Origin of the sequence: Streptomyces sp. 1222.5, from assembly GCF_900105245.1 — a bacterium.
GTDB classification, from domain to species: domain Bacteria; phylum Actinomycetota; class Actinomycetes; order Streptomycetales; family Streptomycetaceae; genus Streptomyces; species Streptomyces albidocamelliae.
The window spans coordinates 525,150-549,428 of sequence record NZ_FNSZ01000001.1 but is presented as its reverse complement, the minus strand read 5'-3'; the positions used below and the strand labels follow the sequence as shown (position 1 = coordinate 549,428).

The 24,279-nt window shown below is 71.7% G+C and carries 20 protein-coding genes and 1 riboswitch; of the genes, 17 read left to right on the top strand and 3 right to left on the bottom strand.

Annotation, left to right across the window (positions count from 1 at the left end; genetic code table 11):
- Positions 1-174 precede the first annotated feature (174 nt).
- Positions 175-723: a DUF4142 domain-containing protein gene (locus BLW57_RS02655; RefSeq protein WP_176985424.1), complete on the bottom strand. Its 549-nt coding sequence runs from the start codon at positions 721-723 to the stop codon at positions 175-177.
- Positions 724-885: 162 nt separating this feature from the next.
- A complete protein-coding gene (locus BLW57_RS02650) occupies positions 886-3,120 on the bottom strand; it encodes an ATP-binding SpoIIE family protein phosphatase (protein WP_143051574.1) in 2,235 nt (744 codons plus the stop codon).
- A gap of 673 nt (positions 3,121-3,793) precedes the next feature.
- Between BLW57_RS02650 and BLW57_RS02645 the strand changes: the two genes are divergently transcribed.
- The 3 genes from BLW57_RS02645 to BLW57_RS02635 all read left to right on the top strand — a co-directional run bounded on the left by BLW57_RS02645 (position 3,794) and on the right by BLW57_RS02635 (position 6,463).
- Positions 3,794-4,744 (top strand): YoaK family protein, encoded by a 951-nt coding sequence (locus tag BLW57_RS02645; RefSeq protein WP_218138107.1) that lies wholly within the window; start codon positions 3,794-3,796, stop codon positions 4,742-4,744.
- Between the two features lie 158 nt (positions 4,745-4,902).
- On the top strand, positions 4,903-5,310 hold the full coding sequence (locus BLW57_RS02640) for a YciI family protein (RefSeq protein WP_093480480.1): 408 nt from the start codon (positions 4,903-4,905) through the stop codon (positions 5,308-5,310).
- A 7-nt stretch (positions 5,311-5,317) separates the two neighbouring features.
- Positions 5,318-6,463 (top strand): RNA polymerase sigma factor, encoded by a 1,146-nt coding sequence (locus BLW57_RS02635; RefSeq protein WP_093471831.1) that lies wholly within the window; start codon positions 5,318-5,320, stop codon positions 6,461-6,463.
- A gap of 81 nt (positions 6,464-6,544) precedes the next feature.
- On the opposite strand, the gene BLW57_RS02630 is transcribed toward BLW57_RS02635, so the two are convergent.
- The gene (locus tag BLW57_RS02630; protein ID WP_093471829.1) at positions 6,545-6,940 is read right to left on the bottom strand and encodes an ArsR/SmtB family transcription factor; all 396 of its coding nucleotides are present in this window, start codon (positions 6,938-6,940) and stop codon (positions 6,545-6,547) included.
- A 79-nt stretch (positions 6,941-7,019) separates the two neighbouring features.
- A riboswitch (cobalamin riboswitch) is annotated at positions 7,020-7,208 on the top strand.
- Between the two features lie 26 nt (positions 7,209-7,234).
- Between BLW57_RS02630 and BLW57_RS02625 the strand changes: the two genes are divergently transcribed.
- The 14 genes from BLW57_RS02625 (at position 7,235) to BLW57_RS02560 (ending at position 24,230) form a co-directional block, all read left to right on the top strand.
- Positions 7,235-8,344, top strand: coding sequence for a Nickel transporter NicT (locus tag BLW57_RS02625; protein ID WP_256339353.1), 1,110 nt, complete (start codon positions 7,235-7,237; stop codon positions 8,342-8,344).
- Between the two features lie 143 nt (positions 8,345-8,487).
- A complete protein-coding gene (locus tag BLW57_RS02620; protein ID WP_093471828.1) occupies positions 8,488-8,718 on the top strand; it encodes a hypothetical protein in 231 nt (76 codons plus the stop codon).
- Entirely contained in the window at positions 8,718-11,012 is a 2,295-nt protein-coding gene (locus BLW57_RS02615; protein WP_093471826.1) for a heavy metal translocating P-type ATPase, read from the top strand. Before BLW57_RS02620 ends, BLW57_RS02615 begins: the two co-directional genes overlap by 1 nt.
- Positions 11,009-11,551 (top strand): copper chaperone PCu(A)C, encoded by a 543-nt coding sequence (locus BLW57_RS02610; protein ID WP_093480478.1) that lies wholly within the window; start codon positions 11,009-11,011, stop codon positions 11,549-11,551. The genes BLW57_RS02615 and BLW57_RS02610 overlap by 4 nt, the downstream gene beginning before the upstream one ends.
- 210 nt (positions 11,552-11,761) lie before the next feature.
- Positions 11,762-12,397: a class I SAM-dependent methyltransferase gene (locus BLW57_RS02605; protein ID WP_256339352.1), complete on the top strand. Its 636-nt coding sequence runs from the start codon at positions 11,762-11,764 to the stop codon at positions 12,395-12,397.
- Between the two features lie 152 nt (positions 12,398-12,549).
- Positions 12,550-13,335, top strand: a complete 786-nt coding sequence (locus BLW57_RS02600) for a hypothetical protein (protein WP_093471825.1) — start codon at positions 12,550-12,552, stop codon at positions 13,333-13,335.
- Positions 13,336-13,633: 298 nt separating this feature from the next.
- Complete coding sequence (locus BLW57_RS02595; RefSeq protein WP_093471823.1) at positions 13,634-14,287, top strand: sigma-70 family RNA polymerase sigma factor; 654 nt, start codon at positions 13,634-13,636, stop codon at positions 14,285-14,287.
- Between the two features lie 242 nt (positions 14,288-14,529).
- Entirely contained in the window at positions 14,530-15,288 is a 759-nt protein-coding gene (locus BLW57_RS02590; protein WP_093471822.1) for an aspartyl/asparaginyl beta-hydroxylase domain-containing protein, read from the top strand.
- A gap of 12 nt (positions 15,289-15,300) precedes the next feature.
- Positions 15,301-16,671: an MFS transporter gene (locus tag BLW57_RS02585; protein ID WP_093480476.1), complete on the top strand. Its 1,371-nt coding sequence runs from the start codon at positions 15,301-15,303 to the stop codon at positions 16,669-16,671.
- 64 nt (positions 16,672-16,735) lie between these two features.
- On the top strand, positions 16,736-17,626 hold the full coding sequence (locus tag BLW57_RS02580) for a (3R)-3-[(carboxymethyl)amino]fatty acid oxygenase/decarboxylase (protein ID WP_093471820.1): 891 nt from the start codon (positions 16,736-16,738) through the stop codon (positions 17,624-17,626).
- Positions 17,623-18,150 (top strand): (2E)-enoyl-ACP glycyltransferase, encoded by a 528-nt coding sequence (locus tag BLW57_RS02575; RefSeq protein WP_093471819.1) that lies wholly within the window; start codon positions 17,623-17,625, stop codon positions 18,148-18,150. The genes BLW57_RS02580 and BLW57_RS02575 overlap by 4 nt, the downstream gene beginning before the upstream one ends.
- Before the next feature lie 23 nt (positions 18,151-18,173).
- Positions 18,174-19,703 carry a long-chain-fatty-acid--CoA ligase gene (locus BLW57_RS02570; RefSeq protein WP_093471817.1) on the top strand — a complete coding sequence of 510 codons (1,530 nt, stop codon included), beginning with the start codon at positions 18,174-18,176 and terminating at the stop codon, positions 19,701-19,703.
- Between the two features lie 29 nt (positions 19,704-19,732).
- Positions 19,733-19,990 (top strand): phosphopantetheine-binding protein, encoded by a 258-nt coding sequence (locus BLW57_RS02565; protein ID WP_093471816.1) that lies wholly within the window; start codon positions 19,733-19,735, stop codon positions 19,988-19,990.
- Positions 19,977-24,230 (top strand): non-ribosomal peptide synthetase, encoded by a 4,254-nt coding sequence (locus BLW57_RS02560; protein WP_093471814.1) that lies wholly within the window; start codon positions 19,977-19,979, stop codon positions 24,228-24,230. Before BLW57_RS02565 ends, BLW57_RS02560 begins: the two co-directional genes overlap by 14 nt.
- The last annotated feature ends 49 nt before the right edge of the window (positions 24,231-24,279 follow it).

The window sequence follows — 24,279 nt, the reverse complement described above, 5'->3', positions numbered from 1 at the left end:
ACGGCGAGCAGTCGAGCATCACCCATATACGGACCATATGCCGTTCCCCGGTGTGACGGCACCGGGGCGAACACCCTCGGGCGGCGCGCACGCCGACAACCCGACGCGGGCAGGGGCGGAACCCCCCGAGAGGATCCGCCCCGCCGCGGTACCCGGACCTCCTGCACCGGCGGGTCAGCCCGTGCTCGGGGGCGTGTGGCACTTGGCGCCGTAGACCATGGCCAGGTGGGCCTGGATGATCGGACGGGCCATCTCGGCGTACGCCTTGACCTGGCTGTTCCGTGTGCTCGCGATCTCCTGGTCGATGGTGGCCAGTGCCTCCTTGTGCCCCGGGTACATCATTTTCAGCCAGGCCGTGTCGTAGGCGGGTGTGTGCGCCTTGTCCGCCACGGGGGCGAACATTCGCTGGTCGGCCTTGGTCGGACCGCTGGGCAGCGGCACGCCCAAGGATTTCGCGACCGGCTTGAGTTTCACCTCGAGCTGCGTGTGGTTGTCGTACAGGACATGGCCCGCCTGCCTGACGCACTCGCTGGTCGCGTTCTTCTGCGCGTTGCTCCCCGCCGCGATCTCGCTCACGTTCACGTTCGCCATGAACGCGACGAAAGCCTTGTCGCTCTGGGCGTGCGACGGGGCCATGCCGTCCGCGGACGCGATGCCCGCCGACACACCCACCACGGACACGGCCACGAGCGCTATGGACACCGACCGGTTGTACTGCTTCATCTCGACAGTCCTTTCAACAGGCGCGGGCACGGGTTCGTGCCCTGGCGTCCAGATTTGAGGACCGTCGCCACAAGCGCCGTCGTCCACTTGGGGGGTTCGCCGGCGGAACCGTCCCGTCCGTGCGGGGGACATGGTTGCGCCGGGGAGGCGGACGACCGCTCGCTAGGTGTTGTAGATGTCGACCCAGATGGTCTTGCCCCGCCCGCTGGGGGTGTTGCCCCACTGCGTGGAGAGGGTGTCGACGATGTTGAGCCCCCGCCCGTGTTCGGCGTGCTGATTCTGTTCCAGGGTCTGGGTGATGGGCGTCGGGATGGGCGGCGTGGGATTGGTGTCGCGTACTTCGAGCCGCAGATGGTCGGGGTATTCGCGGAGGCGGAGATCGACGTCGCTGTCCGCGTGGATGAGGGCGTTGGTGACGATCTCGCTGGTGATGAGCTGGAAGTTGTCGATGAGGTCGTCGAGGCCCCACTGGTGGAGGTTGTCGGTGATGAACTCGCGGGCCGCCTTGACCGCGGTGAGGTCGTGGCGGTGGAACGTGGTGCGCGTGATGCGCCGGTTGGGGCCGGGGTCCGGTCCTTCGTAGTGGGCGAGGAGGAGCGCGACGTCGTCGTGGTGCGTGCCGTGCGTGGTGGCCTGGTCGATCAGATGGTCGGCGAGGGTGTCGAGGGAGGGAGCGTCCTGGGCGGGGGTGGCCGACACGGCCGCGTGGGGAGGCGGCGAGGTGGTGGTGTCGAGGGTGTGGGTCCACAGCACGGTGTCATGGGTGTACGTGTGGGTGAGGCCGTCGGTGTAGAGGATGAGCAGGGTGTCGGGGCTGAGCGGGGTCTCATCGGCGGTGTAGGTGGTCTCGGGGTCGATCCCCAGAGGCATACCCGGAGGAAGATCCGGGGCGGCGATGTGGCCGTTCGGGGTGCGGATGAGCGGCGGCGGATGACCGGCGAGGGCGGTCTCGGCGACGCCGGTCGAGGGGTCCACGGTGGTGAGGCAGCAGGTGGCCATGAGATCGGTGTCGAGGGCGTTGAGGAGACGGTTGGCGCGCGTCATGACGGCGTCCGGGGGGTGGCCCTCGGTGGTGTAGGCGCGGACGGCGCTCCTGAGTTGCCCCATCACCACGCAGCTCTCGATGCTGTGCCCCTCGACGTCGCCGATGACCAGGGCGAGGCGGCCGGCGGGCAGCGGGATCATGTCGTACCAGTCGCCGCCGAGTCCGGCGGTGGAGGGAGCGGGCAGGTAGCGCGCGGTGGTGGTGATGCCGGGGACCTCGACGAGATCGCGGGGAAGGAGCTTCTTCTGCAGGTTCTCGGCCAGGGAGCGGGCGTTCTCGTCGAGACTCGCGCGTTCGATCGCGGGACCGAGGAGGTCCATCATCATCATGGCGACGGCGCGTTCCTGCGAGCTGAAGGTGCGGGGCCGGCCGAAGCCGAGAGTGCACACCCCGGTGAGCCGGTCCTTGAGGATGAGCGGCAGGATGCAGGTCGCTTCGAGCTCGTCGTCCACGGCGTGCGGGTACGCCTGCGTGAGGGTGGCGTGGTCCTCGAAGAACAGTGGGGTGTGGGTCAGGAGGGCGTCGGCGTCGGGGCGATGGGGGCCGGCGGCCTGGCCGTGCAGCAGCCTGAGGGCGACGGTGGGATACCCGCTGTGCCCGGTGATCCAGAGTCTGCCGTCCTTGAGCGTGCTCACGACGAACGCGGAGGCGCCGAACGGGGCCATGACCCGGTCGCGCGCGACCTGCATGATCTCGTCGACGCTCGCGGCCTCGTTGAGCTCGGCGGCGAGCTGGTGCACCTGGTACATGAAGCTGACCTCGGTGGAGCCCGGGACGTGGGGCAGCCCCCAGCCCGAGTTGTCGGCCTGCGCCGCATGGGACTTCGACTGATAGAGCGGGATCAGCGCGGGCTTGGTGCCGGGATGCATGTCGACGCCCTGGCCGAGGAGGGTGTGCAGGGTACGGCCGAGGTCTTCGGCCCGGTCGGTCAGCCAGGCGATCTCGTGGGCGTGCAGGAAGCGGGTACGGGGCGGCACCCAGGCGAAGGTGAGGACGCCGAGACGGCTGCTCTCGGCGTCCAGGGGGAGGGAGATCACCGAATAGGGGAAGGGGATGCGGCTGGCGAGCTTCAGGTCGGGGTAGTACGGCGCGGCGAACCCGGCCATGGTCATCTGCCCGGTGCGGAACGCCGCGGCGGTGGCGTAGGGAGCGTTGAGGTCCACGCGTTCCGGCATGGTGTAGATCGCGGGCTGGGCCCCGGCGACGATCGCGGTCCGCAGGGTCTGTTTGTCCTTGTCGAGCAGGTAGGCCAGGCCCGTGTTCGCGCCCAGGTGCTCGACGACGTCCCGCAAGGTGGTCGCGAGGGCGGAGTCCCGGTGCAGAGTGGTGTGGGGGTCCGTGGGTTCGTTCATGGCCATGTCCCGCGTCGGACGCCCGTCCGGAGGGCGCGTGAGGCTGAAGCTGGGTGTGGTGAGCTGTTCTCCATGCTCCCCCCGGCATGCGGCGGGCGCATCCGCCTGGCGCTCGGGAGGCCGCACGCCCGCGTCCGCGAGCTCCTGTCGCGGAGTGGGCCGTGGCCGGGCGAACGCGGAACGGAGACGCGGGCGGGCCGGTCACCAGCGGGTCCTGCGGGTCCAGCGGGCTCTGGGCGGGACCGGCCAGGAAGGGTCCGCCCCGGAGTTCCACGGCCAGATCCTCGGGAAGGCCGGCGCGCGCGGACGCTTATTTTCCCGGGCAGGGCGTCCGAGGCCGACGCCGGGCCGGGGTTGCCCGGCGCCACCGGGCAGCGGCCGGGGGAGTGGGGGATGATCGGAAGACATCTGCGCGCCGCGCCGCGCCGGGGCTTCGGGCCGGCCGGAACATACGGCGGCTCCGGCAGGGCGAGCCTCCGGTCGGAGCGGCGCCGAGGCGCGCGAGCAGGCCGGGGGCCGGTTGCCGGATCGGCAGGTGCACGGACGGCGGCTGATCGACCTGGGCTGCGGCGGCACGGACTGCCGGCCGGGGGACACAACAGGCTCGACGCCCGCGCGCCAGGTTGCCTGGCGGCTCGGCGGCGACGGGCCGCGGGAGGCGGAAGGGGCAGGCATGTCGGACGCCACACCGCAGGCGGGAGGCCACTCCGAGCAGCAGCAGAGCCCGCCCGCCACCGGTGCCACGGAGCCGGGCGCCGCCGCGGGGTCCGACGGCGCCATGGGGCGACGCCCGGTCGAGCAGTCGGGTCCTGCCGCGACCGGGACCGATGGTGCCGCGGGGCGTGGCGCTGCAACCGGGCCGAGCCCGGTCGCCCGGCCGGCCGGTGGTGCCGCGGGCCCCGGTGCCATAGGGCCGGGTGCGGCCGGAGAGGTGCTGCCGACGGACCGGTCCGTACGGCTGGGCATCCTGCTGGCGCTGGTCGGCGGGGGACTGGACGCCTACACCTTCATCAGCCGTGGCGGGGTGTTCGCCAACGCGCAGACCGGCAACGTGGTCCTGATGGGCGTGGCGGCCGCGCAGCGGCACTGGTGGGAGGCGCTGGGCCACCTCCCGGCGGTCGTCGCCTTCCTCGCCGGTGTCCTGGTCGCCGAAACGCTGCGGCGGCCGAGGGTGGCGGCGTTCCTGCGCCGGCCGGCCTGCGTGGCGATGGTGCTGGAGTGCGTGGTGCTGGCGGTGGTCGGACTCATCCCCGCGAGCGCGCCGGACGCCCTGGTCACGGTCCTGATCGCGTTCATGGCGTCGGTCCAGATGTCCACCTTCCGCACCCTGGTCGACACGGTCTACAACAGCACGATGACGACCGGGAACCTCCGCTCGGCCATGCAGAACGCCTACGAAGCGGTGGTCGGCCGGAGCGCGGACGCCCGGCGCCGGGCACGCCACTTCGCGGCCGTCGTGCTGGCCTTCCTCGCGGGGGCGTTCGGCGGGGGCTGGCTGACGTTCCAATGGGGTGTGCACGCGGTGTGGGCGGCCTGCGTGGTGCTGGCGGCCGGCCTGGCCCTGTTCGTGCACGACGAACGCATGGCACGCAGACTCCCCGAGGCCGGCAGCCCGGGCGGCTGAGGCACGGCCGAGCCGACGTGCGGGAAGTCCGTTCGGGCAAGGGCGTCGCACCCGGCTTGAAAAACTTCCGGCGGCGATGTCGAGATCGCGTGACCCGCTCCGTCTCCGGGGTGAAGGCGGCCACAATGGGCCGCACGAGATTCGAGGAGAAGGTCACCATGGCGAAGTATCTGCTGCTGAAGCACTACCGGGGCGCGCCGGCCCCTGCCAACTGCGTGCCCGTGGACCAGTGGACGCAGGACGAGATCACGGCGCACGTGCAGTACATGCGCGACTTCGCGGCGCGGCTGGAGAAGACCGGGGAGTTCGTCGACGGCCAGGCGCTGGCCCCGGAGGGGACGTGGGTCCGGTACGACGGTGAGGGGCGCCCGCCGGTCACCGACGGCCCGTTCGCGGAGACCAAGGACCTGATCGCCGGCTGGATGGTCATCGACGTCGACACCTACGAGCGGGCGGTCGAGCTGGCGGGCGAACTGTCGGCCGCGCCGGGCGCGGGCGGCGAGCCGATCCACGAGTGGCTGGAGCTGCGCCCGTTCCTCGCCGAGCCGCCGACCGTCACGGAGTGACCCGGCCGTGGACGAGGTGCTGCTGCGAAGTCTGACGCCCGGCGTGCTCGCCGTCATGGTGGCGCGGGGCGCGGACTTCGCCGCGGCCGAGGACGCCGTACAGGACGCGCTGCTGGAAGCGGTGCGCGTGTGGCCGGCCGATCCGCCGCGGGATGCGAAGGGCTGGCTGGTGACCGTGGCCTGGCGCCGGTACCTCGACGCGGTGCGGGCGGATGCCGCCCGCCGCCGGCGGGAGGACCGTGTCGACCAGGAGCCGCCACCGGCGCCCTCGCCCGCGGTGGACGACACGCTCCAGCTGTACTTCCTGTGCGCACACCCCTCGCTCACGCCGTCGTCGGCGGTGGCACTGACGCTCCGCGCGGTGGGCGGGCTGACCACCCGGCAGATCGCCCGGGCGTACCTGGTGCCCGAGGCGACCATGGCCCAGCGCATCAGCCGGGCCAAGCGCACCGTCTCGGGCGTGCGGCTGGACCGGCCGGGCGACGTCGCCACCGTGTTGCGCGTGCTGTACCTGATCTTCAACGAGGGGTACGGCGGTGATGTCGACCTCGCCGCGGAGGCGATCCGGCTCACCCGGCAGCTCGCGGCCGGGATCGACCACCCGGAGGTGGCGGGGCTGCTCGCGCTGATGCTGCTGCATCATGCCCGGCGGCCCGCCCGGACCGGGCCGGACGGCAGCCTGGTGCCGCTCGCCGAGCAGGACCGCGGCCGCTGGGACACGAAGGCGATCGCCGAGGGCATCACCCTCTTGCAGGCGGCTCTGTCGAGGGACCGGCTGGGCGAGTTCCAGGCCCAGGCGGCCGTCGCCGCCCTGCACGCGGACGCGCAGCGTGCGGAGGACACGGACTGGGTGCAGATCGTCGAGTGGTACGACGAGTTGGTACGCCTCACCGACAGCCCCGTCGTCCGGCTCAACCGCGCCGTCGCCGTCGGCGAGGCGGACGGCCCGCGTGCCGGGCTCGCCGCGCTGGCGGAACTGGACGCGTCGCTGCCCCGCCATTCGGCCGTGTCGGCGTACCTGCACGAGCGCGACGGGGATGTGGTGACGGCCGCCCGCCTGTACGCCGAGGCGGCGCACAAGGCTCCCAACCTGGCGGAACGCGACCACCTGACGCGACAGGCCGCCCGGCTCAACGCCCGCGCCCGCGGCTGAGGGCTCCGGCCGACACCGGCCCGGATGCCGACGCGGCGCGGTACCGCGGTCGCTCCCCGGTGCGCAGCCGCGTTCGGTGCCCTACTCCTCGGACCGGTGGGGCCGTACGCGGACGTCGCCGGTGTCGGCGGACTTGCAGTGCTCCAGCAGCGCGGCCGTCGGCCCGTCGACGAGGTGGTAGCGCACGATCCGGCCGTCCTTGCGGCCTTCGACCACTCCCGCGGCCCGCAGCAGGCGCAGTGCCTGGGAGACGGTGGTGTCGCGCATTCCGGTGGCCACGGCCAGGTCGGAGACGGCGATGGGACCGGCCTCGTGGACGGCGAGCAGCAGGGACAGCCGCCCGGGATCGGAGAGCAGGGAGAAGCGGTCGGCCCAGGTGCGCACCCGCTCGGGCTCGCCGACGGCGGCGATGGCGTCACAGACCCGGTGGCCGTCGATGGTGCGCCGCCCGGCACGGTCCGCGGGGACGAGATGCATGCCGCCATCATCGCAGCCCCGGACGATCGGCTCCATACCTGCGCAGTTGTGCAATCTTGCAGCCGACGACCTCGGCCTTCTAGGGTGGGCGGGCCGTGGTGTTCGGGAAGACCGGTGACAGCCCTCAGGGGCTCAGTCCGGAGCGGCCCTCGCCACTGTGATCGGGGAGTTCCCGCCCCACGTATGCCACTGGCCGCACGGCCGGGAAGGCAGGGGCGGGCGCGTCGACCCGTCAGCCAGGAGACCGGCCACGGCATCACGAAGCTGATCCACGAGGTGCTGGAGCGTGACCGCATGACCGTGTCCCAAGGCGTGCCCGAAACCGACGCCGAACCGTCCTTCCGCTGGCGTCGCGAGGACACCGTCCGCACCGCGGGACTCCTGGCCGTGATCGTGGCACTGCACGTGGTCGCCTTCGGGATCCTCTTCCTGCTGGTGATACCGCATCACTACGAGGTCGGCACCAAGGCGTTCGGGGTCGGGCTGGGCGTCACCGCCTACACGCTCGGCATGCGGCACGCCTTCGACGCCGACCACATCGCCGCGATCGACAACACCACCCGCAAGCTGATGGCAGACGGCAAGCGGCCCGTCTCCGTGGGCTTCTGGTTCGCCCTCGGGCACTCCAGCGTCGTGGTCGCCATGGCCGCCCTGGTCGCCGGCGGTGCGAAGCTCGCCGGCACCTTGATGAACGACGGCTCCCGTACCCACCAGGTCCTGGGCACCGTGGGCACCACGGTCTCGGGGTCCTTCCTGTACCTCATCGCCGCGCTCAACCTCGTGGCCCTGTTCGGCATCCTGCGGGTCTTCCGGGCCATGCGCGCCGGCCAGTACGACGAGGCCGAGCTGGAGGCGCACCTCGACTCGCGCGGGTTCATGAACCGCATCCTGGGACGGCTCACCAGGTCCATCCGCCGCCCGGGCCAGATGTTCCCCCTCGGCTTCCTCTTCGGGATCGGCTTCGACACCACGACCGAGGTCCTGCTCCTCGCGCTGGCCGGCAACGGCGCCGCCGCCGGGCTGCCCTGGTACGCGGTGCTGTGCCTGCCCCTGCTGTTCGCCGCCGGCATGAGCCTGTTCGACACCCTCGACGGCACGTTCATGAACTTCGCCTACCAGTGGGCGTTCTCGAACCCCGTCCGCAAGGTGTTCTACAACCTCACGATCACCGGCCTGTCCATCGCCGTCGCGTTCTTCGTCGGCACCATCGAACTGGTCGGCGTCCTGCACGACAAGCTCGGCCTGAGCGACGGCGTCACCGGCTGGATCGCGGGGCTCGACCTGGACAGCGTCGGCTACGTCATCGTCGGTCTGTTCGTGGTCGTCTGGGCGGTCGCCATCGCCTACTGGCGCCTGGCCAGGATCGAGGAACGCTGGAACACCCGCTCCGCCGACACCGGCTGACGTCGAGCTCCGCACGGGTCCGCCATGTGGCCTACGCCATCGTCCCGTGCGGGAACTCCGCCACCGATCCGTCCGACTGCTGGAGCGGTACGGCTGCGATCTCTTGCGCCGTACGACGGTTCGAGCGACCAGAAAGGTCGAGCATGGCCGAGTCCCGACACCCCTTCCGCAGAGCGGCCGCGGTTCCCCGCACCTTGCTGCCCCCGCCCAGGCTCTGTGGCTTCCTGTTGCTGCTGGTGCTGGTCTTCTCGGCGGCGTACGCCGTGGGATCGGCCGCCGGGCCGGTGGCGCCGGGCATGCACGGCTCCGGAGGCGGCGGAGGCAGCGGAGGCGGCACGGGTGACATGCCCGGCATGCACGGCGGCGGTGAGTGATGGGGGCCGAACCCCTGGCGCCGCTGGTGGTCACGGATCTGACGGTCGGCGGTATGACGTGTGCCGCGTGCGTCCGCCGGGTGGAGAAGAATCTGGCCGGGCTCGACGGGGTCACGGCCACCGTCAACCTCGCCACCGGACGCGCCCGGGTCAGCCATCCCGCGGACATCCCCGCGGAGGACCTCGTCACGGCCGTCCAGCGGGCGGGGTACGAGGCCGCGCTGCCCGAGCCCGCCGCACCGGACAGGCGCGACGGGACCGACGGTGGCGAGAAGGATGCCGAGTCCGCCGCGCTCCAGGAGCGCGAGCGGCTCGTGGTCACCGCGCTGCTGGCCGTTCCCGTGCTGGTCCTGTCGATGGTGCCGTCCCTGCAGTTCCGGAACTGGCAGTGGCTGTGCTTCGTGCTGGCGGCCCCGGTGGCGGTGTGGAGCGCCTGGCCGATCCACGTACGGGCGGTGCGCGGACTGCGTCACTCCGCGGCCACCATGGACACCCTCGTGTCGCTGGGCGTGGTGGCGTCCTTCTCCTGGTCGGCGTACGCGCTGTTCCTCGGGGGAGCGGGCGACCCGGGGATGCGGATGCCGTTCAGTCTGCTGCCGTCCGCATTGGACGGCCCCGCGCACGTGTATCTGGAAGCCGCGGTCGGCGTACCGCTGTTCGTGCTCGCCGGACGGTTCCTGGAGGCGCGGGCCGGGCGAGGTACCGGAGCCGCCCTGCGGTCGCTCGCGGAGCTGGCCGCCAAGGAGGTGTCCGTGCACGATGGGCACGGCGAGCGTTCCGTGCCCATCGAACAGCTGCGGGTGGGGCAGGTCTTCGCCGTGCGCCCCGGTGAGCGGGTCGCCACCGACGGCCGTGTGGTGGAGGGCAGTTCCGCCCTGGATCTTTCCCTGGTCACCGGCGAGAGCGAGCCGGTCGAGGTGGGGCCCGGATCCGCCCTCGTCGGAGGAGCGGTCAACGCCGGTGGTCTGCTCCTGGTGCGAGCCACCGCCGTCGGGAGCGACACCCGACTGGCCCGGATCACCCGGCTGGTGACCGACGCCCAGGCGGGCAAGGCGCGGGCGCAGCGCCTGGCCGACGCCGTGGCCGGGGTGTTCGTACCCGTCGTGCTGACCGTAGCCGTCACCGTGCTCGGGTTCTGGCTCGGCGCCGGAGCCGACCCCCAGGCGGCGATCACCGCGTGCGTGGCCGTACTCGTCGTGGCCTGCCCCTGCGCGCTCGGCCTGGCCACGCCCACCGCCCTCATGGCCGCGACCGGCCGCGGCGCCCAACTGGGCGTACTGGTCGGCGGTCCGCGGACCCTGGAGGCACTGCGGCACGTCGACACCGTGGTCCTTGACAAGACCGGCACGCTGACCAGCGGCCACATGACCGTCGCCAGGATCACCGCGGCTCCGGGCGGTCTAGGCCAGGAGAAGGTCCTCCGCCTGGCCGGTGCCGTGGAACAGGGTTCGGAACACCCGCTCGGGCGAGCCGTCACCAGTTGCGCGCGACGCGCACTGGCCGGGCAACCGCTCCCCGCCGTCCGCGACTTCACGGCCACACCGGGACGGGGAGTACGCGGCCGCGTCGACGGCCGAACAGTGGAAGTCCTCTCCCCGGAGGGCGAGTTGCCGACCGTGCTGGGGGCCGCGCTCACGGCCGCGGAGAACGCCGCGCACACACCCGTCCTCGTACGCGTCGACGGACGCGCCGAGGCGCTGATCGCGGTCGGCGACGTCGTCCGGCCCGGCAGCTACCGAGCCGTGGACCGACTGCGCCGACTCGGGATCCGGCCGGTTCTCGCCACCGGTGACGGTGAGGCACCCGCCAGAGCCGTGGCCGGCGCACTCGGCATCGACGAGGTGCACGCCCGCTGCACGCCCGAGGACAAGGCAGCCCTCGTCCGGCGGTTGCAGGACGGTGGCGGGCGGGTCGCGGTCGTCGGGGACGGCGTGAACGACGCCGCCGCACTCGCCGGCGCCGATCTGGGCATCGCCATGGGCAGCGGTACGGACGTGGCCATCGGCGCGGCCGACCTGACACTCGTACGCGAGGACATCGAAGCCCTGGTGGACGCCGTGCTGCTCGCCCGGCGCACGCTCGGTACGATCCGGACCAACCTGGTGTGGGCCTTCGGCTACAACGTCGTGACCGTGCCGCTCGCCGTGGCCGGGCTGCTCAACCCCATGGTGGCGGCGGCGGCGATGTCGGCCAGCTCCGTACTGGTGGTGGGCAACAGCCTGCGCCTGCGGGCGTGGCGGCCCACACCCGCCCCGGCACGCGCGCGGCGGCGCAAGCGGGCGGTGCCCCGGTGAACGGACTCCTTGCCGGCGCCGTCGCCCGGCTCACCGATCGCAGGCGGCTGACCGACGCCCTCCTCGCCACTCTTGTGCCCGTCGCCGCGGCCGGCCTGGCGCTGGCCGGCCTGACCACCTGGGTCGGCGCGGGCCACGCGGGAAGCCCCGCCCGCATACACGTCACCGAAGGACGGGTGCTGCTCCCGACCGGCGGCTCGCCCGAGACGGCGGCGTTCTTCCGCATCACCAACGAGGGCGGCTCGACCGACCGTCTGCTGGGGGTCACCTCGCCCGGCGTCCCCGGTGGGGTGACACTCGCCCGGCACCGCATGGGCGGAGGGGCGACGGCCTACCGATCCTCGATCGCATCGGTCGAGATACCGGCCGGGCGGACGGTCGCGATGTCGCCGCACGGAATGGACCTGACGGTGCCGGTCCCGGCCGGCGCGTGGCGGGCGGGTGACCGGGTGCCGTTCACACTGACGTTCCGCCGCGGCGGCCGCGTACGGATGTCCGCCGTGGTGGTCCGCGCGGGGACGGCCGCTTTCCGGCCCTGACCGTGTCGACGAGGCGCATGCCGTGAACGCCGTGCTCGAACGGCATTGGTCGATTCGGAGGCCGTCGCCCGACTTCCCCGTGCCATCTGCCAGTACGTCGGCCGGGCGGGCACGGAGAAGACTCGCTGCCATGACCACGGCCCGGCCCGTCTTCACCTCGGGCAGGCCGGCGTGGCCACGTACATGACCGAGCGCAGGAGGGGGCGGCACGTGAGCGGCAGGGCGGTCCTCGACGTGGCGTGCGGCACCGGCTTGTACAGCAGGGAGTTCAAGCGGCGCGGTGCCACGGACGGCCTCGGCGTGGACATCTCCGTCGAAATGGTCGCCGCCGCCCGGGACATCGAGCGGCGTGACCCGCCGGGAGTGCGCTACGAGGTCGGCGACGTGACCGAACTCCGGCCTATCGAACGGCGTTTCGACGTCACCATGGGCGTCCAGTGTCTCAACTGTGCCGAGGGCGTCGCAGCGATGGAGCGGATGTGCCGCAACATCCACCGGAGCCTGGTGCCGGGCGGGGAATTCTTCGTGCTGGCGCAGAAGCCCGACTACCGGTTCGACTGTCCGTCCCTGGAGAGGTACGGGTTCCGCTGCGAACCGACCGGCGAGGAGACAGAGACCGGTCCGCGGGTGCGGGTCACCGCCCTCGTCGAACCCGAGCCGATCAGCATCGTCACCACGGCCCCGCGCCGCGAGGTCTACGAGGACTGTCTGCGGGCGGCCGGCTTCCGCGCGGTGGAGTGGGTCCCGCTCCAGGTGTCCGAGGCCGGCGTCCGTGAGTTCGGCGCGGACTTCTGGACGGACCTCCACACCAGGCCGCCGCTGGAGATGCTGCGCTGCCGCGCCTGAGCACGGTCACCTGCCGGAGTCGTCCGCGATGTCCGTGGAGTTCCCGCCCTGACGGTTCGGTGTGTGTCACTCTTCTCTGGCTGAGTCCGGGGCGCGCGTTCGTACGTACCCCCTGACGACGACCGGACCACTGGTGGGAAGATGGGCGCGTCATGACTGTCGGAGGGTGGTGCCGCACGCTGCGGGCCGGTGTGTTCGCCGCCGCCTGCGTGCTGCTCGCTGCCCTCGGTCACGTGATGATGTCCGGTGTCCCGGTGCCGTGGTGGGCCATGGTGGCGGGGGCCGCCGGGACGGGTGCCGCCGGCTGGTGCCTCGCCGGGCGTGAGCGCGGACAGGCGCTGATCGTCACGGTCGTGGTCGGTGCGCAGGTGGTCCTGCACGAGGGCTTCTCGCTGGCGCAGGCGTTCGTGTCCGGCCGGTCCGAGAGTTCGTCCGCCGTGGCACAGGGCGTGGACGCCACGGGCACGGGGGCCGCTCCCGCTGGCTCCCTGCACATGAACCCCACGGACATGGGCTCCCCGCACGTGGGTTCGAGGCACATGGGGCCCATGCACATGGGGTCCATGCACATGGACGCGATGCACATGCCCGGCCTGGGAGACATCGGGTCGGGCTCCATGACGCCCATGGACCCCGGTGCGCACATGGCACACAGCATGGGCGGCAACGGCACGTTCGGCATGTTCGCCGCCCACCTGCTCGCCGCGATTCTCTGCGGCCTGTGGCTGGCGCACGGCGAGCGCGCGGTGTTCCGCCTGCTGAGGACCGCCGCGACGCGCCTGGTGACCCCTCTGCGGATGCTGCTCGCCCTGCCCGTGCCGCCGAGCCGGCCGCCGGTGCGCAGGCGCCGCGACTCCGGGCACCGCCCCCTGGCGCGACTCCTGCTCTGCCACGCCATCATCTCCCGCGGGCCGCCGGTGGGCCTCGCTGTCGCCTGAGACAGCCGGATCCACCGGGGCTCCACCTTCCTTCCCTTCCAGCGGGCGTTCTGAGGCCTCGTCGGAAGAGCTCAGCGGTGGTGTCGTGAGCGGTTCCCGAGGACCTGAGTGGTCCTGAGGCCATGAGTGGCCCCTGAGGACCTGATGGGTTCCCGAGAACCCCCGATCACCGCTGCCCGCGCACAAGTGCGCACGAGCCCCGGGCGCCGCCGTACCACCCCTACGGCGGCACCCCACTCACCGGAGAACCCGCGGTCCCACCATGACCGGGCTCCGGAGGACCTGCGAAGGACACCTCGTGATCACTTCTGCCCTGCCCGCTTCGCGAACGCACAAGGCCTCGGCGGACGCCGCCGCGACCGCCTGGGCGCTGGCCGCCCGGAGCGGTGACCCGCAAGCGGCCGAACGTTTCGTGCGGGCCCTGCACTCCGACGTGCTGCGCTTCGTCACCCATCTGGGCGCCGACCCGCAGAACGTCGACGACCTCACCCAGGACACGTTCGTGCGGGCACTCGACAGCCTGCACCGCTTCGAGGGCCGGGCCTCCGCCCGTACCTGGCTGCTGTCCATCGCCCGCCGCGCGGTCGTCGACAGTTTCCGCCGTGCCGCCGTACGTCCCCGGACGGCCCACACCCACGACTGGCAGGCGGCCGCCGAGTGGGCGCAGCCCAGGGGTCTGCCCGGCTTCGACGACGGCATCGCCCTCCTCGACCTGCTGGACGCCCTCCCCGACGAACGCCGCGAGGCGTTCGTACTGACTCAGGTGGTCGGCCTGTCCTACGAGGAGGCGGCCCGGTTCGGAGGCTGCCCGGTCGGGACGGTGCGCTCGCGCGTGGCCCGCGCGCGGATGACCCTCACGGCGCTGCTCGCCGAAGCCGACGGACCCGCCGGCAGCGCGGCCGCCGGCAAACCCACCCCTCCCGGGACCGCCCCGGCCGGTCGGGCGGCCTGACGGCGACCGGACCGGCGCCGCCCGCGGACGACACGCGAGGCGGCGCCGGCAGCCGGCGGCGTGGGCCCGTGACCCCGGCAGCGACGCCTCGCCCCAGCCCCTCACGAGTGAACGGAGGCGCCAAGTCCCCTGGTGACGCGCCACCTTGCCCAGAAGTCGTGGGAACTCGTCCGGTCAATCGCCCGACTACTGATGCGACGGCACGGCACAGCGACGGTCGCACGAGCGGCCAGGAGGACCTCATGACACCCGAGTTGGACGACGCGTTCGCGGCGATCAGAAGCGACCACGGTGCGACATCCCTCAGCCGGGTGGAGCGGATGCTGGAACCCGGAGGGGGTGAGGCCCGGCACCCGCGCCGGCGGGGAGCCAGATGGATCCTGCCGGGACTGTCTCCCACCCCGTGGCACGATCCCCGTGCTCACCCGGAACTGGTCTCCGTCGTCGAGGCACTGGAAGGCGCACATCCCGCCATCAAGGACGAGCTGACCTCGGCCTGGGAGATGCGCCGGGAGGCGTTCTCCGACTACGAGCACCATCTGACCAGGCAGGATGACTGGCAGGCCCTCCACCTGTACCGCGGTGGAGCCATGGTCGAGCCGTCGGCCGCGCTCGTGCCCACCGCGTACAAGGTGCTCGAGGAGTTCGCCGTCGACGAGGGGAAGATCTGCCCCCTCCTGGAGAGCCACTTCTCCATCCTGCTGCCCGGGGCGTCCATAGCCCCGCACTGCGACCTGTGGAACTTCAGCATCAACCTGCACCTCGCCGTGGACATCCCCGAGGGGTGCAGCATCACCGTCGCCGGTGAGACCCGTACCTGGCAGGAGGGCCGGTGCCTGCTCTTCGACTACTCCTTCGAGCACGAGGCGCGCAATGACGGCGACCGTCCACGCACCTGTCTCCTCGTGGACCTGTGGCATCCCGAGACGACCCTGGCCGAACGGCAGGCGCTGGTGGTGCTCATCACGGAGATCAGGCGGCTGATGGGAGCGAACGAGTAGGTGGAGCGGACCATGTCGGCACGACTGCCGCTCCTCGTTCTGGCGCTGGCCCAATTGGTCGTCGCCCTCGACTTCAACATCGTGTACGTCGCCCTGCCCGCCATAGGCACGGACCTCGGCTTCGCGGAACACGATCTGCAGTGGGTGGTCAGCGCCTACGTCGTGACGACGGGGGGCTTCCTGCTGCTGGGTGGCAGGGCCGCGGACCTGCTGGGCAGGCGCCGGACGTTCGTCGTCGCGGCCTCGGTCTACGCGGTGTCCTCGCTGGTGGGAGGGTTCTCCGTGGCTCCGGGAGTACTGATCGCCGTGCGGGCGGTCCAGGGGATCGGGGGAGCCCTGCTCTTCCCGGCCACCCTGTCCCTGATCAACACGATCTACGCCGAAGGACCGGACCGGAACCGGGCGTTGGCGGTGTGGGGTGCCGCGGGCGCCGGCGGTCTCTGCTTCGGTTCCCTTCTCGGAGGCGTCCTGGTGGAGGAGTTCGGCTGGCCGTCGGTGTTCTTCGTCAGCGTTCCCCTGGCGGCGGCCGTCGCGTGGGCGGGCTGGGTGCTCTTCCCCACGGACGTCCCACCGGTCGCGGCGCGGAGCTTCGACCTGGCGGGCGCGCTGACCGGTACCGCGGGCATCACCCTGCTGGTGTTCCTGCTGGTGCGGGCGCCCGAGGCCGGCTGGGTCAACCCGTCCGTCCTGGTGAGCGCGGTGCTGTCGGTGGCTCTGCTCACCCTCTTCACCGTCGTCGAGACGCGCTCACGCGATCCGCTGGTGCCGGGCCGCCTGTTCGGGCACCGCGGGCTTGTGGCGCCGATCGCCGTGACCGCCGTCTACAGCGCCACGTTCAGCTCACTGCCGTACTTCCTGACCCTGTACTTCCAGGAGGTGCGTGGGTACGGCGCGTTGGCGACCGGCCTGGCCTTCCTGGTTCCTGCTGTCGTGGTCGCGGTGGGCACACAGGCCGGGGAGCGGGCCGTCGCGGCCGTCGGTGTGCACCGCACGCTGGCCGGCGGCATGGCACTCGGTGCGACGGGGGCCGCCGTCCTCGGCCTCGCACTCACCCCGCACGGCTCCTACCCCTTGCTCCTCCCGGGCATCGTGCTCGTCGGTCTGGGTCAGGGCGCCGCCTGGACCTGCATATGGATCGCCGCAGGTGCCGGTGTCGCCCCCGACGAGCAGGGCGTGGCGTCAGGAATCACCTCCACCGGTCTTCAGATCGGCGGCGCCGTGGGTCTCGCGGTGCTGGTGGCGCTGGCCGGCGCCATCGGACGGCATCCGGCCGGCGGTCCCTCGGCGGCCGGCCTGCGAACCGCCGTGTTCGCGATAGCGGCGGGGATCGCCTGCGGTGTGCCCCTGGCCCACGCCGTGCGCAGAACCCCCGCCGCTTCCTAGACAGCGCCGCCCCCCGGACTTCCCGGCACCCGTTCTCAGAACACCCCCACGAAGGAATCGACTCATGAAGATCACCGAACATCCCGGCTCCGCCCTCGGCGCCACGATCGAGGGCTTCGACCACACCACCGCATCGGAGGCGGACGTCCAGAGGCTCAAGCGGACCGTCTACACGAAGAAGATCGCCGTCCTGAAGGCGCAGGACCTCACCCCCCGACAGTTCCTCGACCTCGGCAGCCGTCTCGGACGCCCGGAGACCTACTACGAGCCGATGTACCACCACCCCGAACTCCCGGAGATCTTCGTGTCCTCCAACGTCCCGGAGAACGGCAGACAGATAGGCGTACCGAGGACCGGCAACTTCTGGCACGCCGACTACCAGTTCATGCCCGATCCCTTCGGCATCACCCTCATCCACCCCCAGGTCGTCCCGCTGCGCGACCGCGGCACCTACTTCATCGACATGGGCCGGGCCCACGCGAAACTGCCCGAGGATCTCCGGAAGCGGATCGCCGGCACCTACTGCCGGCACTCCGTCCGCAAGTACTTCAAGATCCGCCCGCAGGACGTCTACCGCCCGCTCTCCGAAGTCGTCGAGGAGGTCGAGCGCAAGACTCCGGCCGTGCGCCAACCCACCACGTTCACGCACCCCTTCACCGGCGAGACCGTCCTCTACATCAGTGAGGGCTTCACCGTCGGCATGGAGGACGCGGACGGCAGGCCACTCGACGACGACCTCCTGCACCGCCTCTTCGAGGCCACCGGCCAACTCGACGACACCTTCGAGCACGGCGACATCCACCTGCAGAGCTTCGAGCAGGGCGATCTGCTCGTCTGGGACAACCGCAGCCTCGTCCACCGCGCCCGGCACACGGCCACCCCGGAACCGACCGTCTCCTACCGCGTCACCGTCCACGACGACCACAAACTGCACGACGGGATACGAGTGCCATGACCACCACCTCCGCCCAGCGCCCGTACGCCACCGACACCGACCTCCTGGAGCGTGTCCTGGCGCCGTACAAGGCGCACTGCAAGTACCTGACGTCCGCGGTCGTCACGACGGGGCCCGAACACCATGCAGCGCGCTGCGAGTTCGCGATCCCCGAGTCCTGCTACATCGACGACACCGGGCACCTGAACTCGGTCGAGGTCAACATCGCCTACAACCAGATGATGTACTACCTCGTCGCGAAGTCCGTCCGGGAAGGACTCCTGGCCGGGTTCGAGGACTGGACCCTGGACGACTTCTGGCGGCATCAGCTCCCGGACGTCCTCATCGCCCGCTTCTCGGGCAGCTTCCGGCGCCCGATCAACCCCCGCTCCTTCTCGGGCGAGGTGGAGTTCCTGTCCGTCACCCGGCGCGAGCCCGACGGCCGCAAGCCGTTCCTCCACGCCAAGACCTCCTACCGCTACTGGGACGCCGACGGCGGACGCTGCGACGGCGAGGCGACCCTCGCCTTCGTCAACCTCCCCTGACCCGGCCACCGAAGGGACCGCCCATGGAAACCCTCGTCGAGACCGTCCGCTTCCACGCCGTACACCGGCCCGACACCCCGGCCGTGCTCTGCGAAGGCCGCAGCCTGTCCTACGGCGCCCTGCACCACGAGAGCAACCGCATCGCCCACGCCATCCGGGCAGCCGGACTCGCCGAGGGCGACCGCGTGGCGTACCTCGGCAAGGAGTCCGAGCACTACTACGAGATCCTCTACGGCTGCGCCAAGAGCGGCACCGTGCTGGTCCCCATCAACTGGCGGCTCACCGCACCCGAGGTGAGCCACATCCTCCAGGATTCCGGAACCAGACTCCTGTTCCTGGAGCCGGAGTTCGCGCCGATCGTGGCACGCATGCCGACCGCGCCGCCCGAGACGGTCGTACCGTTGGAAACCATCACCGCGTGGAGCGCACAACACCCTTGCACGGAAACGGAGTTCGCGGCCGAAGCCGGGACCCCGGTCGCCCAGCTCTACACCAGCGGCACCACCGGACTCCCCAAAGGCGTCGTCCTCGCCCACCGCAGCTTCTTCGCCGTCCGTGACGCCCTGGTGCGCGAAGGCCTCGACTGGATCGACTGGCGGGACGGTGACATCGCGCTCGTCGGCATCCCCGGCTTCCACATCGGGGGCCTGTGGTGGGCCACGCAGAACCTCAACGCGGGTACGACCATCGTGGCGATGCGCGCCTTCGCCGCCCGCCACGCCGTCAACCTGATCCGCGAACTCGGCGTCACCACCGCCTGCGTGGTGCCGGCGATGCTCCGTCTGCTGCTCACCGAACCGGGCGTGACCGCGGAGGACTTCACCACGCTCCGCAAGACCGTCTACGGCGGCTCACCGATCTCCGAGAACCTGCTGGAGGAGAGCCTCACCGTCCTGGACTGCGAGTTCGCCCAGATCTACGGCCTCACCGAGACCGGCAACACCGCCCTGTGCCTGCCACCGGCCGACCATGTGCCCGGCGGACCGCGCATGCAGGCCGCGGGCCGCCCCTATCCGGGCGTCCGCGCCAAGGTGATCGACGACAAGGGCCGAGCGCTGCCACCGGGCGAGATCGGAGAGGCCTGCCTGCACACCCCGGCCCGCATGGTCGAGTACTGGGGCCTGCCCGACAGGACCGCCCAGACCCTGGTCGACGGCTGGATCCACACCGGCGACGCCGGGTACCTCGACGAGGACGGCTACCTGTTCATCCAAGACCGGATCAAGGACGCCGTCCTCGTCGCCGGCGAGAACGTCTACCCCGCCGAGATCGAGAACGTGCTGGAGCACCACCCGGGCGTGGCCGAGGCCGTGATCGTCGGAGCCCCCGACGAGCGCTGGGGCGAACGCGTCCACGCCTTCGTCGTCCCCGCTCCCGGCGAGCGGCCGAGCCCACGGGACCTGCACACGTTCCTCGTGCCGCGGCTGGCCGCCTTCAAGCTGCCCTCGCGCTACGAGTTCATCGACCGCGTACCGCGCAACCCCAGCGGCAAGATCCTCCGCCGGGAGCTGCGCGACCGCTTCTGGGGCGACTCCGCCCGCAAGGTCAACTGACGCCGCCGACACCGCCGTAGAGAGAGACCATGTCTCAACCCCTCACCCTCGACAGCTTCCGCGCCGACCTCGCCGAGTTCCTGTACCTGACCCCCGACGAAGTCGACCTGGACGAGAACCCGCTGGACGCGGGCCTCGACTCCCTGCGCATCGTCACCCTGCTCGAACGGTGGCAGTCCGCCGGTGCCGAGGTCAGCTTCGTGGACCTCGCCGAGCGCACCTCCTTCGCCCAGTGGTGGCGGCTGCTGGCCGAACGCCCGGGAGGGGGGAACCATGCCGACACCTAGACACGCACGCCGCCATCCCCTCCTGGCCGCGCAGGAAGGCATCTGGACCGGCCAGCAGCTCGACCCGGACAGTCCCGCCTACAACACGGCCGAATACGTGTGCATAGAGGGGCCCGTCGACGCGGCCGTCTTCGAACTCACCCTCCACCACGTCGTCTCCGAGACCGAAGCCCTCAACGTCACCTACGAGGCGGACGGGGCAGGGCGGCCCTGGCAGCTCGAAACCCCGGTCACCGACTGGCAGTCGCACATCGTCGACCTCACCGGCGAACCGGACCCGCGCGGTGCCGCGGTCGCGTGGATGACCGTGGACCTGGCCCGGCCCGTGGACCTGGCCAGGGGACCCGTATTCGGCCACGCCCTGCTGAAGACCGGAGACGAGCAGTACCTCTGGTACCACCGGGTGCACCACATCGCCCTCGACGGCTTCGGCCTCTCCCTGGTCGCCCGCCGTGTGGCCCAGGTCTACACCGCCCTCATGGCCGGCGAGCCGATCCCGGACAGCGGCTTCGGTACACTGGACTCCGTCCGCGCCGAGGAACAGGCGTACCGGGAGAGCGACCGGCACGCCGGGGACCGCGCCCACTGGAACACGCGGTACGCCGACCGCCCTTCGGTGGCCTCACCGGCCGGCCGGTCCGCGCTGCCCGCCCACACCTTCCACCGCCGCGTCACCGATCTCGAACCGGACCAGGTGGACGCGCTGCGCACAGTCGCCCGAGAGCTGTCGGTGACCTGGTCCGAGGTGCTGCTCGCGGTGACGGCGGCCCATCTCCACCGCGTCACCGGTGCGGCGGAGGCCATCCTGAGCCTGCCCGTCATGGGCCGCCTCGGCTCGGTGTCGCTGCGTGTACCGGCGATGGTGCGCAACATCCTGCCGCTGCGGGTGTCCGTCACCGCTGACGACAGCCTGCGTGACCTGGCGGCCCGCGTCTCCGGCGAACTCCGCGCCGGACTGCCGCACCAGCGCTACCGCTACGAACAGCTGCGCCGCGACCTGAAGTTGGTGGGCGGGCAGCGGCGCCTGTCCGGGCCCGGTGTCAACATCATGCCGTTCGCGTACGATCTCCGGTTCGCCGGACGCCGCAGCACCGTCCACAACGTCTCCGCCGGTCCCGTCGACGACCTGGCGGTCAACGTGTACGACCGCTCGGACGGGACCGGACTGCGGATCGCGACCGACGCCAACCCCGACCTGTACGACGAGACCGAAGTCGCCGCCTTCCACACGGAATTGCTCGCACTGCTGGCCGAGGCGGTGGCCGCTCCCGACCGGCCCCTGAGCCCGCCGTCCGCACGGGTTCTCGACGGCGGTCCACTGCCCGCCCCCGCCCGCCCGGTGCTGAGCCTGATCGCCGACCACGCCACCCACCGGGGCGCGGTGGCGGCCGTGGAGCACGCCGGGGACAGCATCACGTACGCACGGCTGTACGCCGACGCACGCGATCTGGCCCTCCGCCTGACGGCGCGGGGTGCCGGCCCGGACACCCTGGTGGCCGTGGCGCTGCCGCGGGGGATCGGTGCCGTCACCGCGGTCCTCGGCGTGCTGTGCGCGGGCGCGGCCTACTGTCCTCTCGACCCGGCCGCTCCGCCCGACCGGACGACACAGCTGCTGAGCGAGACCGAGCCCGTCCTGGTCCTGACGACGACCACCTGGGCGGACACCTTCACAGGCACACCCGTACTCGCGCTCGACCAGCCGGACTCGCCGCCCGGCCCCGCACCGAGACCTCCCTCGCCCCAGGACCCCGCCTACCTCATCCACACCTCCGGCTCCACCGGCCGCCCCAAGGGCGTCGAGATCAGCCACGGCGCCCTGGCGAACTTCGTGACCGGGGCGACCCACCGCTACGGGCTGAGCAGCGACGACCGCGTCCTGCAGTTCGCGCCGCTCCACTTCGACGCCAGCGTGGAGGAGATCCTCCTGACGCTCTGCGCCGGAGCCACCCTCGTCGTCCGTACCGACGACATGACGGAGTCGGTCCCGCGGTTCCTGGACGCGTGCGAGCGCCTGCGGATCAGCGTGCTGGACCTGCCCACCGCCTACTGGCACGAACTCGCCCACGCCCTCTCGACGGGTACGGCCGCCCTGCCCGCGGGCGTGCGGACCGTCGTCATCGGCGGTGAGGCCGCGCTGCCGGAACGGGTGGAGCGCTGGCGCAAGGCCGTCGGCACCTCGGTCCGGCTGTTCAACACCTACGGCCCGACCGAGGCCACCGTGGTCGCCACCGTCGCCGACCTGCACGCCCCCGGGCTCGCCCCGGACGCCGTACCCATCGGGCTGCCACTGCCCGGCACCAGGGCCGCCGTCGTCCGCGGGGAGTTGTACCTCCTGGGTGACAACCTGGCCCTCGGCTACCGGGGGACCGAAGTCCGCGACACCGCTCGGTTCGTGCCTCTCGCGGCGCTTCCGGGAGCGCCCCGCGCCTACCGTACGGGCGACCTGGTGGACATCGGTGACGACGGGCAACTGCGGTTCCTCGGCCGAGCGGACGAGGAATTCAAGATCAGCGGTCATCGTGTCCACCCGGCCGAGGTGGAGAGCGCGCTGCTGACCCATCCCCGGATCCGTGAGGCGGCCGTCGTCGGCCGGACGATGCCGGACGGCGCCCGCGGGCTCGCCGCCCATCTGGTCACGGACCCCCCGACCCCGTCCGCCTCCGAGGTGAGGGCTCACCTCCGGGCGAGGCTGCCGGCGGCGATGATCCCCTCGGCCGTCGCCTTCCACACCCGTCTGCCCCGCACCGGATCCGGCAAGATCGACCGACCCGCACTGAGCACCGCGCCCGAGCCCCGCGTCCCGACCGTCGGCAGTCGCCTGGAACGGACCGTCATCGGTGTCTGGCAAGGGATCCTGTGTGTCGACGACATCGCCCCCGACGACGACGTGTTCGACCTGGGCGCCCAGTCCTTGCAGGCCATCCAGGCCGCCAACCGGCTCGGCACGGTACTCGCCCGTGACGTACGGGTCGCCTGGCTCTTCCAGCACCCGACGGCGGCGGCACTCGCCCGCTTCCTCGACGACCGCTCACCCGCCGCCACCGGCCTCCCCGCGGCGCTGCACACCGACACCGTCCTCGACCCGGACATCCGCCCCGGGACATGCAGGCGCACGGACACTCCGACGCGCATCCTGCTGACCGGAGCCACCGGCTTCGTCGGCGCGCACCTGCTCGCGGAACTCCTGGCCGCCACGGACGCAGAGATCGTCTGCACCGTCCGGGCGCCCACCGGCGACGCGGCCGCGGACCGCGTGCACAAAGCCCTGCGGGAACACCACCTCGGGCTTCCGGAATCCGCGCGGCAGCGCATCACCGCCGTCCCCGCCGACCTGGCCCGCCCGGACCTCGGCCTCGCACCCGATCTCCTCGGCGAACTGGCCGGGACCTGCGGCGCGGTCTTCCACAACGCCGCCACGGTCAGCATCCTGCGCGAGTACGGCACCCTGCGCGCGGTCAACACCGAGTCCACCCGGCACCTGCTGCGCCTGGCGGCCCAACGGACCATTCCCCTCCACTACGTGTCCACGCTGTCCGTGGCCCCGCCGGCGAACCTCGACTCCGAGGTGCGAGAGGAGTTCCTGCCACCGCACGCGGGCCTGCGTCACGGCTACCAGCAGTCGAAGTGGGCCTCCGAACGCCTGCTCGAACTGGCGGCCGAGCGTGGTCTGCCGGTCACCGTGCACCGTCTGGGACGCGTGGTCGGACCCGCCGGCTCCGGGTACGTCAACGCCGACGACTTCCTGTGGAGCGTGCTGCGCGCCGGTCTCCCGGCGGGAATCCTCCCGGAGTTGTCCGAGGACGAGACCTGGACACCGGTCGACCACATCGCCAAGTCCGTGGTGCATTTGGCCCGCACGGCCGCCGGGCCCGTCTTCAACCACGCGGCGGTTCCGAGGGTCCGGCTGAGCGACCTCTACGACTGGGTGGAGGAGTACGGGTACGCCGTACGACGCCTGCCGCTCACCCGATGGCGCGACCAACTGCCCGCGTCGTCCGGGCCCGCCGCCACCCTGCTCGCCTTCTTCGACGCCCACGACACCACCGGGAGCGGTACACCCGACCTGCGCCTCGGACACGTCCGCGCCGACAACGTCCGCCAGGGCCTGCGCGGCAGCGGCATCACCTGTCCGCCCATCGACCGCGACCTGGTCTTCCGGTACCTCGACCACTGCGTGACCACCGGCAAGCTGCCCGCACCGGCCGGACACGATCCCCGTCCGGCCTCCCGGAAGCAGTAGTCGGACCGCGTCGGGAACTCGAGACCACCGCGCCACGACTACTGCAACA

Coding starts and splice junctions, on each gene's coding strand:
- BLW57_RS02655 (WP_176985424.1), bottom strand. CDS start 723: ATGAAGCAGTACAACCGGTCGGTGTCCATAGCGCTCGTGGCCGTGTCC.
- BLW57_RS02650 (WP_143051574.1), bottom strand. CDS start 3,120: ATGAACGAACCCACGGACCCCCACACCACTCTGCACCGGGACTCCGCC.
- BLW57_RS02645 (WP_218138107.1), top strand. CDS start 3,794: ATGTCGGACGCCACACCGCAGGCGGGAGGCCACTCCGAGCAGCAGCAG.
- BLW57_RS02640 (WP_093480480.1), top strand. CDS start 4,903: ATGGCGAAGTATCTGCTGCTGAAGCACTACCGGGGCGCGCCGGCCCCT.
- BLW57_RS02630 (WP_093471829.1), bottom strand. CDS start 6,940: ATGCATCTCGTCCCCGCGGACCGTGCCGGGCGGCGCACCATCGACGGC.
- BLW57_RS02625 (WP_256339353.1), top strand. CDS start 7,235: ATGACCGTGTCCCAAGGCGTGCCCGAAACCGACGCCGAACCGTCCTTC.
- BLW57_RS02620 (WP_093471828.1), top strand. CDS start 8,488: ATGGCCGAGTCCCGACACCCCTTCCGCAGAGCGGCCGCGGTTCCCCGC.
- BLW57_RS02615 (WP_093471826.1), top strand. CDS start 8,718: ATGGGGGCCGAACCCCTGGCGCCGCTGGTGGTCACGGATCTGACGGTC.
- BLW57_RS02600 (WP_093471825.1), top strand. CDS start 12,550: ATGACTGTCGGAGGGTGGTGCCGCACGCTGCGGGCCGGTGTGTTCGCC.
- BLW57_RS02590 (WP_093471822.1), top strand. CDS start 14,530: ATGACACCCGAGTTGGACGACGCGTTCGCGGCGATCAGAAGCGACCAC.
- BLW57_RS02585 (WP_093480476.1), top strand. CDS start 15,301: ATGTCGGCACGACTGCCGCTCCTCGTTCTGGCGCTGGCCCAATTGGTC.
- BLW57_RS02580 (WP_093471820.1), top strand. CDS start 16,736: ATGAAGATCACCGAACATCCCGGCTCCGCCCTCGGCGCCACGATCGAG.
- BLW57_RS02575 (WP_093471819.1), top strand. CDS start 17,623: ATGACCACCACCTCCGCCCAGCGCCCGTACGCCACCGACACCGACCTC.
- BLW57_RS02570 (WP_093471817.1), top strand. CDS start 18,174: ATGGAAACCCTCGTCGAGACCGTCCGCTTCCACGCCGTACACCGGCCC.
- BLW57_RS02565 (WP_093471816.1), top strand. CDS start 19,733: ATGTCTCAACCCCTCACCCTCGACAGCTTCCGCGCCGACCTCGCCGAG.
- BLW57_RS02560 (WP_093471814.1), top strand. CDS start 19,977: ATGCCGACACCTAGACACGCACGCCGCCATCCCCTCCTGGCCGCGCAG.